This is a genomic window from Microbacterium sp. NPDC078428, assembly GCF_044542535.1.
GTDB classification, from domain to species: domain Bacteria; phylum Actinomycetota; class Actinomycetes; order Actinomycetales; family Microbacteriaceae; genus Microbacterium; species Microbacterium limosum.
This window is the reverse complement of record NZ_JBITUP010000007.1, coordinates 56,080-71,428: the sequence shown is the minus strand read 5'-3', so window position 1 is coordinate 71,428 and position 15,349 is coordinate 56,080. Positions and strand designations below refer to the sequence as shown.

Sequence of the window (15,349 nt, the reverse complement as noted above, 5' to 3'; positions counted from 1 at the left end):
GATGGGCCGCACCGACCTTCCCACCGCGCAGCAGGAGGTCCTCCATCGGGCGATCAGGCTGGAATGGTTCACGATCGCATACACGAGCGTCACGATCGTGCTCGTCGCCCTCGTGGTGGGCAACTCGCAGGCGATGAAGACCGCCTGGATCGAAGACATGCTCTCTCTGGTCCCCCAGATCTCGTTCCTCATGGCTCTGCTGCTGATCCGGAAGCCGCCCACCCGGCGCTTCCCCTACGGCCTGCACAGGGCGATGGGCGTGGGGCATCTCGTGGCCGGAGTCGCCCTCCTGTCCATTGGCGGGAGCCTCGCCGTCGAATCGGTCATCGGGCTGGTGACCGCGGAGCATCCGACGATCGGCACGGTGCGGCTATTCGGCGTGACCGTGTGGCTCGGGTGGCTCATGATCGGGGTCATGGCGCTCATCGTCATAGGGCCCTTCTTCTACGGCCCCGCGAAGATGAAGGTCGCGCCCAAGCTGCACAACAAGGTGCTGTACGCGGATGCCGACATGGCCAAGGCGGACTGGACCACGAACGCGGCATCCATCGTCGGCGTGCTCGGGATCGGGCTGGGCCTGTGGTGGCTCGACGGTGCGTCTGCCCTCTTCATCTCGGCGGGAATCGTCTGGGACGGCGTGAAGAACTCCCGGGCCGCGCTGGTCGATCTGATGGACCAGCGAGCCCGCACGTACGACGGTGGTCAGCCCGACCCGCTCAATGCGCTCATCGTCCAGGAGCTCGAGCGGCTGCCGTGGGTGCGGGAGGCGGCCGTCCGCGTACGAGACATGGGGCAGGTCTTCCACGTCGAGGCGTTCGTCGTCCCGCGCCGCGGCACACTGCGGGCGCATCGGATCGAGCAGGCGCGGGAGGCGGTCGCCGCGCTTGACTGGAAAGTGCAGGACGTCGTGATCGTCGTGGTTCCCTCGCTCCCCGAAGAGGCCGCTCGGACCGGCCGGGAGTGAGCGGCTCCGACGCGGAGGCGCGAACCGCGGGAGAATGGCGTCGTGGCGGACTCGGAAGTCGATGAGGCGGCCGCGCGTCTGTACGGACTGCGCCCCGACGAGTTCACCGCGGCGCGGGATGCCGCGGCGTCCGAGGCGGGCGAGCGTTCCGCGTCTCGCGCGATCAAGGCCCTGCGCCGTCCCTCCGTGGCGGCATGGGCCGTCAACGTCCTCGTCCGCGCCGACCCCGGCGGGCTGGAGGAGGTGCTGGCGCTCGCCGCGGAGCTGCGCGAGGCGCAGGACGACCTCGATGCGATGGCCCTGACCGCGCTCAACCGGCAGCGGCGCGACCTCGTCGCGGCCCTCACCCGCGACGCCGTCTCCCTCGCCGGGGAGGCCGGGGTATCGGTCAGCGCGGCGGCCCGCGACGACATCGCGCGCACGCTGAACGCCGCACTGCGAGACGCCGGGGCGGCGGTCGCGGTGCAAACGGGACGCCTCGTGCGGGCGCTGGATGCCTCGGGGCTCGACCCCGTCGACCTCTCCGGCGCCGTCGGGGGCGGGACTCCCGGGGGCGGAGCGCCCGTCGTCGCCGCGCCGCGCGACGATCTTGCGGAGCTCCGGGCGCGCCGCGCCGCCGAGAAGGCCGTCCGGGAGGCGGAGCGCGGAGCCACCGACGCGGACCGCGATCTGGCCGCGGCGCGGGCGCGCGAGGAGAAGGCCCGCGAGCGGTCCGCGCTGCTGAGCGAGCGGGTGTCCGCCCTCGAGCAGGAGCTCGCGCGCGTCGCTGCGCAGGCGGACGAGGCGGCTGCCGAAGCCGGCCGGCATGCGCAGGAGAGGGATGCCGCCGCTGCGCGCGCGCGGGAGGCGGCGACGCGGGCGGAGCGCGCTCGTGCCGCGCTGGCTGCGGCATCCGATTCCCAGTGACCTCGTAACCGGGGCGCCTAGCGTTCTGCCCATGTCGGTCTCGCTCGATGACGCCTCGTTCTCCGCCACCCTCCGAGAGATGAGGGCCCTGCGCGACGAGTTCCAGCGGTTCCTGCTGGAGTACCGGTTCGGTCTGCAGGAGGTGGAGACGAAGATCGCGATCCTGCGCGACGAGTTCCAGCACATGCACGACTACAACCCGATCGAGCATGTGACGAGCCGGGTCAAGTCGCCCGACAGCCTCACCGAGAAGGTGTCGCGCAAGGGGATCGAACCCGACTTCGCCGCCATCCGACGGCACATCACGGATGTCGCGGGCATCCGCGTCACCGTCAGCTTCGTCGCCGACGCCTACCGCCTGTTCGACCTGCTCACGGCCCAGGACGACATCTCCGTCCGCGCGGTGAAGGACTACATCGCCCGGCCGAAGGCGAACGGGTACAAGAGCCTGCACGCGATCGTGGAGGTTCCCGTGTTCCTCTCGACGGGCCGCGTGGACGTGCCGGTCGAGGTGCAGTTCCGCACCATCGCGATGGACTTCTGGGCCAGCCTCGAGCACAAGATCTACTACAAGTACGACCGTCAGGTGCCCGCGGGCCTGCTGGCCTCGCTCAAGGACGCCGCCGATACCGCCGCCGAGCTCGACGCGCGCATGGAGCGCCTTCACCACCAGGTGCACGGCGCCGCCGAGACGCCCCCGGCCCCGCCGCCCCGCCCGCTCGCGGTCTGACGAGCACGACCCGAAACCCCGCATTCGTGCCGAGGCACCATCGCCCGTCCGGTGTCTGGGCGCGGATGTGGTGTCTCGCGCGGCGGGGCAGGATGGGGGCATGCCGCAGACGCCCGCGAAGCCAGAGACCAGCCGCCCCGCATTCGTGCCGGGCATCATCGCCGCCGCGGCCCTGCTGGCGGGTGTGCCCCTGCTGGGGGCCGACTGGTACCTGCTCATCCGCTTCGTCGTCGCGATCCTCGCCCTCATCGTCGCGTGGTTCGGGGTGCAGGCGCAGCAGTGGTGGTGGGCGATCGTCTTCTTCGCCGTCGCGGTGGCGTGGAATCCGATCTTCCCCGTTCCTGCCGAGGGGATCGCGTGGATCGTCGCGCACGTCGTCGGCGCCGCCCTCTTCCTCACCGCGGGCGCGCTCATCCGCGTGCCGCGGGAGGCGCCGCCCGCGCCCCGGCGGTGAGCGGTGCCGGTGTGTTCGCCATCCGCCGACACATCCATCGTGCCCCGCGGATGCCGCGGCTACAGTGACAGGGTGAGTGTGAATCCCCCGTACCGCGCCGACATCGTCGGCTCGTTCCTGCGCCCCGAGGCCCTCAAGGCCGCCCGTGCCGACCGCGCCGCGGGCGTCATCGACGACGCCGCGCTGCGCGAGGTCGAGGACGCCCAGATCCGCGACCTCGTGCAGAAGCAGGCCGCCAACGGCCTCCGGCTGGCGACCGACGGCGAGTTCCGCCGGTCGTGGTGGCACTTCGACTTCTTCGGCATGCTCGACGGCGTCGAGGTGGTCGAGCTCGACCACGGCATCCAGTTCCAGGGCGTGCAGACGAAGCCCCGCGGGGTCCACCTGGGCGGCAAGGTCGGCTTCAGCGACACCCACCCCATGCTGGAGCACTACCGCTCCCTGCAGTCGGTGCTCGCGGAGACCACCGGGGCGCAGCCGAAGTTCAGCATCCCCGCCCCGACGGTGCTCGACTTCCGGCTCGAGCCCGACCACATCGACCCCCGCGTCTACGACGGTCGCGACGCGTTCGTCGACGACCTGATCCAGGCCTACCGCGACGCGGTCGCCGCGTTCTACGACGCCGGATGCCGCTACCTGCAGTTCGACGACACCGCCTGGGCCTACCTCTGCAGCGACGAGGAGCTCGCCAAGGCTCGGGACCGCGGCATCCGCACCGAGGGCCTGGCAGAGCGGTACGCCGACATGCTGGGCCGCATCCTCGACGGCAAGCCGGACGACCTGGTCGTGACGACGCACGTCTGCCGGGGCAACTTCCGCTCCACATGGATCTCCTCGGGCGGGTACGAGCCGGTCGCCGAACAGCTGCTCGGCCGGGTCGCCTACGACGGGTTCTTCCTGGAGTACGACAGCGACCGGGCCGGCGGCTTCGAGCCGCTGCGCTTCCTTCCGGAGGGCGACCAGACAGTGGTGCTGGGGCTCATCACGTCCAAGAGCGGAGAGCTCGAAGACGTGGATGCCGTGAAGAACCGCATCGACGAGGCCTCGCGGTTCGCCCCCCTCGAGCAGCTCGCGATCAGCCCGCAGTGCGGCTTCGCCTCGACGGAGGAGGGCAACGTCCTCACCGAGGACGAGCAGTGGGCGAAGATCCGTGAGGTCGTCGCGATCGCCGACGACGTCTGGCGCTGAGCGCGCCGCTCGCTAACCTGGGCCCGTGGCCCTGAGCGAGATCGACGTCCTCGTGATCGCGCTCGTCGCGGTCTCGGCGCCGCTGCTCGCCCGCGGGCTCTCCCGGTGGGTGCGCGTGCCGATCGTCGTCTTCGAGCTCGCCCTCGGCATCCTGATCGGCCCGAGCCTGCTCGGCTGGGTGCAGCCCGGCGTCGTCAGCGAGCGCCTCGCGGACTTCGGCCTCGCGCTGCTCTTCTTCGTCGCGGGCAACGAGATCGACTTCGCCGTCGTGCGGGGTCGCTCGGGGCGCCGCGCCGCGACCGGGTGGATCGTCAGCCTCGCCGCCGGCGTGGCCGTCGGTCTGCTCATCGCGCCGGGGGAGGCCGCGGTCGTCATCGGCGTCGCGCTCTGCTCGACGGCCCTCGGTGCGCTGCTGCCGATCCTGCGCGACGCGGACCTGCTGCCCACCCCCTTCGGCCGCGCCGTCATGGCCGTGGGGGCCCTGGGGGAGTTCGGGCCGCTGGTGGCGATCTCCCTGTTCCTCGGCGGCCGCGACATCGGCCTGGCGAGCATCGTCCTCGCGGTCTTCGTGGGGATCGCGGGGCTCGCCGTCTTCGCGGCGGCGCGGGTACCGCACGGACGACTCCACGCCGTGGTGACGTCGACGCTGCACACCTCGGGCCAGTTCGCCGTCCGCGTCATCATCCTGATCCTCGCCGGCCTCGTCGCGCTCAGTCTGGTGCTCGACCTCGACATGCTGCTCGGCGCGTTCGTGGCGGGCGTCGTCTGGCAGCTGATCATGCGCAACGCGCCCGAGCCGGATCGTCAGCAGGTGGAGTCGAAGGTCGAGGGCCTCGCCTTCGGGGTGTTCGTCCCGGTCTTCTTCGTCTACACGGGGGTGACATTCGATCTCGCGTCGCTCCTCGGCGATCCGCGCGACGCCCTGCTCGTCCCCGTCTTCCTCATCCTGCTGCTCGTCGTGCGGGGGCTCCCCTCGATGCTCTCGGCACCGCCCGGATCGTCGGGCCGGGAACGCGTCGCGATGGTCTTCCTCGGCGCCACGGGGCTGCCGATCATCGTCGCCGTCACGTCGATCGGGGTCGCGGAGGGGATCCTCCGGCCGGGCCTCGCCGCGGCACTGGTCGGTGCCGGGATGCTGTCGGTGCTGCTGTATCCGCTCGTGGGCATGGCGCTGCAAGGCGCGCGCAGGAGCGACGTCGTCCGCGATCCCGCCGCCGACGACCAGGTGTGAGACGCGGCGCGCTCGCGCGGCTACCCTGAGCCCGTGGACTTCTCCTTCGCCTTCACGCCGGATCTCATCGCGGTCTTCCTCACGCTGTTCGTGCTGGAGGTCGTGCTCGGGGTCGACAACGTCATCTTCATCTCGATCCTCGCGTCGAAGCTGCCCAGGGAGCAGCAGGCGAAGGCACGCAATCTCGGCCTCACCCTGGCGATGCTCATGCGCGTGCTGCTCGTGCTCTTCGCCGGCTGGATCATCACGCTGAAGGACGACGTCGTCGAGCTGATCGGCATGGGCTTCTCGTGGAAGGACTTCATCCTCATCGCGGGCGGTCTCTTCCTGGTCTACAAGGCCGTCACCGAGATCCATCACAAGCTCGAGGGCGAGGAGGAGGGTCACGGCGACAAGCGCAAGGCCGTCACCTTCGGCTCGGTGATCGCGCAGATCCTCGTGCTCGACTTGGTGTTCTCGCTCGACTCGGTCATCACCGCGGTGGGCATGACCGACAACCTGCTCGTCATCATCACCGTCGTCGTGCTGTCCTTCGGCATCATGCTCTTCGCGGCGCGCTTCATCTTCGAGTTCGTCAACAGGCACCCCACGGTGAAGATGCTCGCGCTGTCGTTCCTGCTGCTGATCGGCGTGTTCCTCATCGCCGAGGGGTTCGAGATCCACATCGACAAGGCGTTCATCTACGGGCCGATGGCGTTCGCCATCTTCGTCGAGGTGCTGAACCTCTCCTACGCGGGCCGCAAGGCCAAGCGTGCCAAGGCCCGCACCGAGGCCGTCAAGCTGCGCCCCCGCTACAGCGATGTCGACGAGCAGGTGGCGGTGACGGCGGCGCTGTCCACGGGCGCGGATGCCGGTTCGGTCGGGCTCTCGCGCAAACCCGTCGAGGGAGCCGACTCCTCGCACGAGACGCGCCACGGGCTGGGCTGAGCGCGCACGCATGACGGATGCCGCGGGTGTCGTCGCCTCCGCCCGGCAGCGTCTTGCGGGCGCTCCGCGGGCGCGCCTCGGCGAACTCGTCACCCCGCGCCTGTTCGCCGCGGCGCGGGGGCCCCGCGTCGTGCCGCGCGGGGAGGCCTGGCATCTCGGCGTGCTGTTGATCGCCGACGACGCACTGCTCGCGACGGGCGAGATCGTCCGTGCTCACGACCCCGGGCGGCGCGGATTCACCGCACAGGCATCCCGGGAGCGCGCCGAACTGGCCCTCGCGGCGCTGCGCGGCGGATTCGCGGAGGGCGAGACCGTGCACGTGGGCTGGCATGTCGTCGACCTCGACGCGGTCGCGCGCGGGGAGGCATCCGGCCCGGTGACGCTGGTCGGCGCAGTGCCCTCCGTGCGATGGAGCCGAGGGGCGGGACGGATGCCGCTGGCGGAGTACCTCGACGAGCGCATCGCCCTGCTGCTGCGTCCGCCGCAGGGCGCGTGAGCGCGGGGCTATGCTCGGGCCATGGGTCGATTCATCTACGACACGATAAACACCTCCGTCGACATCGAGGACCGCACCCTGGCCCATCTCCGGGTGGTCATCATGAACAAGCTCCGCCGCAGCGAGTCGTTCATGTTCACCGTCGATCTCGACAGCGAGGGCATCAGTCGCCGCAGCTTCTGGATGCACCCCTCCGTGCCCATGCAGTTCGCGTTCCACGGCAGCCGCGAGCCGCGCCTGAACCGGGCATGGGTGGAGGAGCTCATGACGTCGGCGTCGAGCCCCAACGGATTGTTCGTCGTGCCGGAGCCCCAGGAGATGTCGGCAGCCGACGCGGAGCAGTCCGGATAGCCGGACCCTCTAGTTGGCGTGCGCCGTGGCGTCTGCGCGTTCTCCGTCCGCCGACTCCTCGCCGGCGAAATGCTCGGCGATGAGCATGATCCCGCCCGAGGAGTTCGCCGACTGCGCCAGCTCTTCCATCCACTCGCGGCTGAGTTCCGCGGGTTCGGGGTCGTCGAAGACGAAACGCAGGGGGATGGAGGGGTGCAGCCAGATCGTGCTGCGCCCGCGCGGCTGGTCATCGGGGTGCCGCCAGGAGACGGTGAAGCTCTCCCCTCGGCGAAGCTTGGTCGCGATGACCACCTTGAGGTGCGCAAGGGCGCGGTCCTCGATATCGATGGGGGTGGCTCCGCCCCCGTAATAGATCGTGCCCACGCCGCCAGCCTAATGCCCGAGGGGGGTATGTGCCGAGGCCGCTCCGGTCATAGCACAGCGACTGTCCAAAGAGAATGCCATGACACCGGGTCGCCCGCACCGCTTGGATATGGTGAGTACCCCCTACCCGAGGAGCCCCGTGCAGACCTGGCCTGGATCCACCTATCCGCTCGGTGCGACGTTCGATGGAAACGGAACGAACTTCGCCCTTTTCAGCGAAGGCGCCGAACGCGTCGAGCTGTGCCTGTTCAGCGAGGACGGTGAGGAGACCCGCGTCGAGATCATGGAGGTCGACGCCTTCGTGTGGCACGCGTACCTGCCGCAGATCGGTCCCGGCCAGCGGTACGGCTATCGCGTGCACGGCCCGCACGACCCGGCCAACGGGCTGCGCTTCAACCCCAACAAGCTGCTCCTCGACCCCTACGCGAAGGCGGTCTCGGGGGAGGTCGAGTGGGGCCAGCCCGTCTTCGGCTACGAGTTCGGCGACCCCGACACGCGCAACGACGAGGACTCCGCCCCCCACCAGATGATGGGGGTCGTCGTGAACCCGTTCTTCGACTGGGCGGGCGACCGGCAGCCGAAGACCCCGTACGCGTCGTCGTTCATCTACGAGGGGCACGTCAAGGGGCTCACGCAGCTGCACCCCGACATCCCCGAGGAGATCCGCGGCACCTACAGCGGCATCGGCCACCCGGCGATGATCGACCACCTCCAACGCCTCGGTGTCACGGCGATCGAGCTCATGCCGGTGCACCAGTTCGTCAACGACAGCACCCTTCAGGAGAAGGGCCTGTCGAACTACTGGGGCTACAACACGATCGCCTTCTTCGCTCCGCAGAACACCTACGCGTCGACGGATGACCTCGGCAACCAGGTGCAGGAGTTCAAGGCGATGGTCAAGTCGCTCCACGCGGCGGGCATCGAAGTCATCCTCGACGTCGTGTACAACCACACCGCGGAGGGCAACCACATGGGCCCGACGTTGTCGATGCGGGGCATCGACAACGCGGCGTACTACCGGCTCGAGGACGACGACAAGCGGTACTACACCGACTACACGGGCACGGGGAACAGCCTCAACGTGGGTCACCCCCACACGCTGCAGCTCATCATGGACTCGCTGCGCTACTGGGTGCTCGAGATGCACGTCGACGGTTTCCGCTTCGACCTCGCGGCGACGCTCGCGCGCGAGTTCTACGACGTCGACCGTCTCGCGACCTTCTTCGAGCTCGTCCAGCAGGATCCGGTGGTCTCGCAGGTCAAGCTCATCGCCGAGCCGTGGGACATCGGGCCCGGGGGCTACCAGGTGGGCAACTTCCCCCCGCAGTGGACGGAGTGGAACGGCAAGTACCGCGACACCGTGCGCGACTTCTGGCGCGGCGAGCCGCAGGCCCTCGGCGAGTTCGCTTCGCGACTGACCGGGTCGGCCGACCTGTACGAGCACTCCGGGCGCCGCCCCGTGGCCTCCATCAACTTCGTCACGGCGCACGACGGGTTCACCCTTCGCGATCTCGTGAGCTACAACGAGAAGCACAACGAGGCCAACGGCGAAGACAACAACGACGGCGAATCGCACAACCGCTCGTCCAACTTCGGGGTGGAGGGGCCGACGGATGACCCCGAGGTGCTCACCCTGCGCGCCCGTCAGCAGCGCAACTTCATCGCGACTCTGCTGCTCTCGCAGGGCGTCCCCATGCTGCTGCACGGCGACGAGCTCGGCCGCACCCAGCAGGGCAACAACAACGGCTACGCCCAGGACAACGAGCTGACCTGGATGCACTGGGACGAGGCCGACCACCCGCTCGTGGAGTTCACCGCCGCCGTGGCGCGGCTGCGCAAGGAGCACCCGACCTTCCGCCGTCGGCGGTTCTTCGACGGCCGTCCCGTGCGGCGCGAGAAGGGGCAGGGCCTCCCCGACATCGTGTGGCTGCGGCCCGACGGCACCGAGATGCAGCCCGAGGACTGGGATTCCGGCTTCGGGCGCGCGGTGGGGGTGTTCCTCAACGGCAACGGGATCCGCGAGCGCGATCGCCGCGGCGAGCCGATCGTCGACAAGCACTTCGTCATCCTCTTCAACGCGAGCGACGAGACGATCGAGTTCCATCTGCCCGATCTGGACTTCTCTCCGAAGTGGGACGTGATCATCGACACCGCGGGAGAACTGGCCGACACGCGCCCCATCCTGCCGGGTGAGCACGTCGATCTGCAGAAGAGATCCCTCATCGTGCTGCGTGAGCACTCGGTGCCCGAGCCGGAGGTGGACCACTCCGTGGCGGCGTCGCTCGCGGCGCTGGCGAGCAGCCAGGGCGAGGAGACCCCGTCGCAGGCGCCCTCGTCCGAAGTCCACCGCTGAGTCCGCGGGAGCCCTCATGAAACGCCACCCGTCCTCCACGTACCGACTGCAGATCCGGGAGACGTTCGATCTGGATGCCGCGGCATCCGTCACCGCCTACCTCCGTGACCTCGGCGTCTCGTGGGCCTACCTCTCGCCGCTGCTGATGGCGACGCCGGGGTCGGACCACGGCTACGACGTCGTCGACCCGACGCGGGTCGACCCCGCGCGGGGCGGGGAGGAGGGGCTCGATCGGTTCGCGGCCGCCGCGCGCGAGGTGGGCCTCGGCATCCTCGTGGACACCGTCCCCAACCACATGGGCGTGTCGCAGCCGAGGGCGAACCCGTGGTGGTGGGACCTGCTGCGGCAGGGACGCTCTTCGCGCTACGCCGAGGCGTTCGACATCGACGGGGAGTTCGGCGGCCCCAGGGTGCGCGTGCCGATCCTCGGTGCGGAGCTCGAGGAGGCGATCGCGAACGGCGAGGTCGTCGTGGATCCGGAGCCCGCCGACGACGCACCCGACGGCCTGCTCCGCTACTACGACAACGCCTACCCGCTCGCGGAGGGCTCGATCGCCGACGATGAGCGCGACCGGCTCGGGATGCCGGAGATCGTGCGCGCCGTGCACGACCGTCAGCACTACGAGCTGATGTTCTGGCGACGCGAGGCCGCCGAGCTGAACTACCGGCGGTTCTTCGCCGTGACGACGCTCGCGGGCGTGCGGGTCGAGGTGCCCTGGGTGTTCGACGAGTCCCACGCGGAGATCCTGCGATGGGTGCGCGAGGGGCTGGTCGACGGCCTGCGCATCGACCACCCCGACGGCCTCGCCGACCCGGGCGGGTACCTCGACCGGCTCGCGGAGGCGACGGGCGGCGTCTACGTGCTCGTCGAGAAGATCCTCGAGCACGGCGAGGCACTGCCCGCGTGGTGGAAGAGCGCCGGCACGACGGGGTACGACGCGATGGCCGAGATCGATCGGGTGCTGATCGATCCCGCCGGCGAGTCGCGGCTGGACGCCCTCGACGCCGCGCTGCGCACGGAAACCGGCCTTCCCGCCGGCACGTCGTGGCACGACCTGATCCACGACACCAAGCGCACCATCGCCGAGACGATCCAGGCGGCCGAGGTCGCCCGGCTCGTGCGCCTGCTCGACGAGCCCGTGACGGGGGCCGCCGACGCGCTCGCCGAACTGCTCGCGTGCTTCGCCGTGTACCGGTCGTACCTCCCCGCCGGCCGGGAGCACCTCGACGCCGCGATCGCGGAGGCGCTGCGCCGCCGACCCGATCTCGCCGGTGCGATCGATGTCATCGGGCCGCAGCTCGCCGACCCGGAGAGGGAGGTCTCCCGCCGGTTCGAGCAGACCACGGGCCCCGTCATGGCGAAGGGGGTCGAGGACACCGCCTTCTACCGTGCCACCCGGCTGGGCCCGCTCACCGAGGTCGGCGGAGACCCGTCGGTGTTCTCGCTGGATGCCGCCGGCTTCCACGCCGCGCAGGCTGCCAGGCAGGCGTCCTGGCCGCAGGCGATGACGGCGCGCTCCACGCACGACACCAAGCGCGGCGAGGATGTACGCGCTCGCCTCGCGGTGCTGGCCGAGATGCCCGAGCGGTGGGCGGAAGTGCTCGAGGATCTTCGGTCTGCGGCATCCAGCGGCCACGGCCCGTTCGACAGCCTGCTGTGGCAGGCGATCGTCGGGGCCTGGCCCGCATCGCGCGAGCGTCTCCACGCCTACGCGGAGAAGGCGGCTCGCGAGGCGGGGGAGATGACCTCGTGGTGGGATCCGGACGCGGACTTCGAGGACCGGATGCACGCCGTCGTCGATGCGGCCTTCGACGACGAGCGGGCGGCGGCCGCGCTGTCGTCGTTCGTGGACGAGATCGCGGCCCCGGGCTGGGTGAACTCCCTCTCGGCGAAGGTTCTGCAGCTGACCGGGCCCGGGGTGCCGGACGTCTACCAGGGCTCCGAGCTGTGGGAGGACAGCCTGGTCGATCCCGACAACCGGCGCGCGGTGGACTTCGGCGAACGCGCCCGCCTCCTGAGCGAGGTGGACGAGGCGTTCGACCGCGGAGAGCACCCGCCGATCGACGACAGCGCCCGCGCCAAGCTGCGCGTGACCTCGCGGGCCCTGCGGCTGCGGCGCGATCGCCCCGAGCTGTTCACGCGATATACGCCCATGACGGTGGTCGGGGATGCCGCGGCGCACGCGATCGCGTTCGACCGGGGCGGCGCGATCACCGTCGCGACGCGGCTGCCGGTGGGACTCGCGGCGCGCGGCGGGTGGGGCGAGACGGCCGTGCTGTGCCCCGTCGGATCGTGGACGGATGCACTCACGGGCCGCCGCGTCGACGGCGGTGCGGTGGCGCTCGGCGACCTGTTGGCGGTCTACCCCGTGGCGGTTCTCGTGCCGACGGGCGACCAGCGACACGAGGAGACGACATGACGGTGGACGTATGGGCGCCCAAGGCGTCCCGAGTGCGGCTGCGCCGACCCGGGGCGGGCGACACGGAGATGACCGCGCGCGCCGACGGCTGGTGGAGCGCCGAGCTGGCTCTCGGGGACGCCGAGGAGTACGGGTTCGTCCTCGACGACGGCGACGATCTGCGGCCCGACCCGCGATCCCGCCGCCAGCCGTCGGGCGTGCACGCCGCGTCGGCGTTCTTCGATCCCGCCGCCCACACGTGGCTCGATCACTCCTGGACCGGACGGCAGCTGGCGGGCGGCCTCATCTACGAGCTGCACGTGGGCACCTTCACCCCGGAGGGGACGCTCGACGCCGCGATCGACCGGTTCGACCATCTCCTCGAGATCGGCGTGACCCACATCGAGCTGCTCCCCGTGAACGGCTTCAACGGCGTGCACAACTGGGGGTACGACGGCGTCCTCTGGTACGCCGTGCAGGAGGAGTACGGCGGGCCGGCCGCCTACCAGCGCTTCGTGGACGCGGCCCACCAGGCGGGCCTCGCCGTCATCCAGGACGTCGTGTACAACCACCTCGGGCCGAGCGGCAACTACCTGCCCGAGTTCGGCCCGTACCTCCGCGAGGGGAGCCGCAACACGTGGGGCGACTCGGTCAACCTCGATGAGCCCGCGGTGCGCGCGTTCATCGTCGAGAACGCCCTCATGTGGATGCGCGACTACCACGTCGACGGCCTGCGCCTGGATGCCGTGCACGCCCTCCTCGACGACGGCGACCGCCACATCCTGAAGGAGCTGGCCGAGGCCACCGACGCCCTGTCGGCGCACCTCGGCCGACCCCTGACGCTCATCGCCGAGTCGGACATGAACGACCCGACCCTGATCCTCCCCCGGGAGGCCGGAGGGTACGGCCTGACCGCGCAGTGGAGCGACGACTATCACCACTCGGTGCATGTCGCCGTGTCGGGGGAGAAGGCGGGGTACTACGAGGACTTCGCCACGCCGGAGGCGCTGGTCAAGACGTCGACCCGGGGCTTCTTCCACGACGGCACCTACTCCTCCTTCCGGGAGCGCGACCACGGACATCCCATCCCCGCCGACGTGCCCACCTGGCGCCTCGTGACCTTCGCGCAGGACCACGACCAGATCGGCAACCGTGCGGCGGGCGACCGTCTGTCGCAGACCCTGTCCTACGGGCGGCTCGCCTGCGCAGCCGTGCTGAACCTCTTCTCCCCCTTCACGCCCATGCTGTTCATGGGGGAGGAGTGGGGGGCCGGCACGCCGTGGCAGTTCTTCACCTCGCACCCCGAGCCCGAGCTCGGCGAGGCGACCGCGAAGGGGCGCATCGCCGAGTTCGCCAAGATGGGCTGGGACGAATCGGCCGTGCCCGACCCGCAGGATCCCCAGACGTTCGAGCGCTCCAAGCTGGACTGGAGCGAGCCGGGCCGCGGGGATCACGCCCGCATGCTGGCCCTGCACCGCGACCTGGCGGCGCTGCGCCGGGCCCGTCCGGAGGCGACGGACCCGTCCTTCGCCTCGGTGGCCGCGTCGACGCCCGCCGAGGGGGTCTTCCGCCTCGACCGCGGCGCGCTGTCGGTGCTCGTGAACCTGAGCGACCGGCCGGCCGTTCAGCCGGTTCGCGAGGACGCCGTCGTGCTGCTGGCGACGGATGCCGCGGGCGTCTCGCGCGAGGCGGACACCGCGACGATCGCGCCGGAGTCGGCGGCGATCGTCGGGCCCCGCCTCGCGTAACCCGGGCGAAACGTCGGCGGGGTAACGTCTCCGGCGACGCTCACCGTACGCGAAAGCCCGACGCGGGACTCCCGCCGCGGGTGACTGGAAAGACGTGAAGCGGCTACCCCACCTCAGCGCGGGCTGCCCTCTCGGGCGGCTCCCGATCCAAGGAGTCGCAATGACATTCCATGTTCCCCTGGTCGACATCACTCCCTATGTGACGAACGGCACGCCTGCGGAGCGGGCGGAGGTCGCCCGGCAGATCGACGACGCATGCCGCACGGTCGGATTCATCCAGATCACGGGCCACGGCATCCCCGCCGCCGTGATCGACGGGCTCACCGACGCGATGGACCGGTTCTTCGCGCTCGAACTGGAGCAGAAGAAGTCGTACCGCACGCCGCCGCGGGTCAACCGCGGCTACAGCCCGCCCAAGTCGGAGTCGCTGTCGCTCTCGCTCGGAGTGGAATCGGCCACCCGCATGAACGACTTCTTCGAAGCCTTCAACGTCGGGGCGGGCGCCGCCGACTATCCGCACGTCGCCGAGCTGCCCCAGCCGGATTACGCCGACAACCTCTGGCCCGACGTCGACGGCTTCGAGGGACAGGTGCAGGCCTACTTCGCCGAGGCGGGGCGGGTCGCGCGCACGATGACCCGCATCTTCGCCGACGCGCTCGGTCTTCCCGCCGACTTCTTCGAGCGGGTCACCGATCACTCGCTCGATGTCATGCGCATGAACAACTACGCGCTGCCGCCCGGCACCGACGTGCGCCTCGACGGGGAGCTCATGGGCATGGGCGAGCACACCGACTACGGGATCGTCACGATCCTGTGGGCGGACCAGGTGCGGGGTCTCCAGGTGCTCGGGGCCGACGGATCGTGGAACGACGTGGAACCGGCGGATGACGCACTGCTCATCAACCTCGGCGACGTCACGGCGCGCTGGACGAACGAGCGGTGGATGTCGACGCTGCACCGCGTGAAGCCGCCGGTCATCGACGGCACGATCAAGCGCCGGCGGTCGGCAGCCTTCTTCCACGACGGCAACACCGACGCGATGATCCGTACGCTGCCCTCCTGCGTCGACGCCGATCACCCCGACCTGTACGAGCCGATCACCGTCGGCGAGCACATCTCCGCCAAGCTGGCCGGATCGCGAGCGGGGAAGAAGAACGAGAACGCGGCACGCGAGTCGGCGCGCGTTCTCGCCAGCCAGCGGGCCTAGCCGGGAGGCTGTCAAGCCCGCGCGATCGGACGC

14 protein-coding genes are annotated in these 15,349 nt (G+C 70.3%); 13 read left to right on the top strand and 1 reads right to left on the bottom strand.

Annotation, left to right across the window (positions count from 1 at the left end; all coding sequences use genetic code 11):
• The first annotated feature begins 1 nt into the window (after nucleotide 1).
• From ACIGCK_RS12785 to ACIGCK_RS12745, 9 genes are all read left to right on the top strand, one after another.
• Nucleotides 2-964, top strand: coding sequence for a cation diffusion facilitator family transporter (locus tag ACIGCK_RS12785; RefSeq protein WP_396666549.1), 963 nt, complete (start codon nucleotides 2-4; stop codon nucleotides 962-964).
• 42 nt (nucleotides 965-1,006) lie between these two features.
• Complete coding sequence (locus ACIGCK_RS12780) at nucleotides 1,007-1,870, top strand: transposase (protein ID WP_396666547.1); 864 nt, start codon at nucleotides 1,007-1,009, stop codon at nucleotides 1,868-1,870.
• Between the two features lie 31 nt (nucleotides 1,871-1,901).
• Entirely contained in the window at nucleotides 1,902-2,600 is a 699-nt protein-coding gene (locus ACIGCK_RS12775) for a GTP pyrophosphokinase family protein (protein ID WP_396666546.1), read from the top strand.
• A gap of 100 nt (nucleotides 2,601-2,700) precedes the next feature.
• A complete protein-coding gene (locus ACIGCK_RS12770) occupies nucleotides 2,701-3,054 on the top strand; it encodes a DUF6804 family protein (RefSeq protein WP_396666545.1) in 354 nt (117 codons plus the stop codon).
• Between the two features lie 72 nt (nucleotides 3,055-3,126).
• On the top strand, nucleotides 3,127-4,242 hold the full coding sequence (locus tag ACIGCK_RS12765) for a 5-methyltetrahydropteroyltriglutamate--homocysteine S-methyltransferase (protein ID WP_396666544.1): 1,116 nt from the start codon (nucleotides 3,127-3,129) through the stop codon (nucleotides 4,240-4,242).
• Between the two features lie 25 nt (nucleotides 4,243-4,267).
• Complete coding sequence (locus ACIGCK_RS12760; protein ID WP_396666543.1) at nucleotides 4,268-5,473, top strand: cation:proton antiporter; 1,206 nt, start codon at nucleotides 4,268-4,270, stop codon at nucleotides 5,471-5,473.
• A gap of 33 nt (nucleotides 5,474-5,506) precedes the next feature.
• Nucleotides 5,507-6,400, top strand: coding sequence for a TerC family protein (locus ACIGCK_RS12755; RefSeq protein ID WP_396666542.1), 894 nt, complete (start codon nucleotides 5,507-5,509; stop codon nucleotides 6,398-6,400).
• Nucleotides 6,401-6,410: 10 nt separating this feature from the next.
• A complete protein-coding gene (locus ACIGCK_RS12750) occupies nucleotides 6,411-6,896 on the top strand; it encodes a glutaminase (RefSeq protein ID WP_396666541.1) in 486 nt (161 codons plus the stop codon).
• 21 nt (nucleotides 6,897-6,917) lie between these two features.
• On the top strand, nucleotides 6,918-7,247 hold the full coding sequence (locus tag ACIGCK_RS12745; protein ID WP_396666540.1) for an ATP-dependent DNA ligase: 330 nt from the start codon (nucleotides 6,918-6,920) through the stop codon (nucleotides 7,245-7,247).
• Between the two features lie 9 nt (nucleotides 7,248-7,256).
• Here the strand turns inward: ACIGCK_RS12745 and ACIGCK_RS12740 are convergent, their stop codons facing one another.
• Entirely contained in the window at nucleotides 7,257-7,610 is a 354-nt protein-coding gene (locus ACIGCK_RS12740) for a hypothetical protein (protein ID WP_396666539.1), read from the bottom strand.
• 139 nt (nucleotides 7,611-7,749) lie between these two features.
• On the opposite strand from ACIGCK_RS12740, the gene glgX reads away from it, so the two are divergent.
• The 4 genes from glgX (at nucleotide 7,750) to ACIGCK_RS12720 (ending at nucleotide 15,316) form a co-directional block, all read left to right on the top strand.
• Nucleotides 7,750-9,963 (top strand): glycogen debranching protein GlgX, encoded by a 2,214-nt coding sequence (gene glgX, locus ACIGCK_RS12735; protein ID WP_396666538.1) that lies wholly within the window; start codon nucleotides 7,750-7,752, stop codon nucleotides 9,961-9,963.
• Between the two features lie 16 nt (nucleotides 9,964-9,979).
• A complete protein-coding gene (gene treY / locus ACIGCK_RS12730; RefSeq protein WP_396666537.1) occupies nucleotides 9,980-12,382 on the top strand; it encodes a malto-oligosyltrehalose synthase in 2,403 nt (800 codons plus the stop codon).
• Nucleotides 12,379-14,109, top strand: coding sequence for a malto-oligosyltrehalose trehalohydrolase (gene treZ, locus ACIGCK_RS12725; RefSeq protein ID WP_396666536.1), 1,731 nt, complete (start codon nucleotides 12,379-12,381; stop codon nucleotides 14,107-14,109). Before treY ends, treZ begins: the two co-directional genes overlap by 4 nt.
• Nucleotides 14,110-14,269: 160 nt before the next feature.
• The gene (locus ACIGCK_RS12720) at nucleotides 14,270-15,316 is read left to right on the top strand and encodes a 2-oxoglutarate and iron-dependent oxygenase domain-containing protein (protein ID WP_330170480.1); all 1,047 of its coding nucleotides are present in this window, start codon (nucleotides 14,270-14,272) and stop codon (nucleotides 15,314-15,316) included.
• Nucleotides 15,317-15,349: the final 33 nt, after the last annotated feature.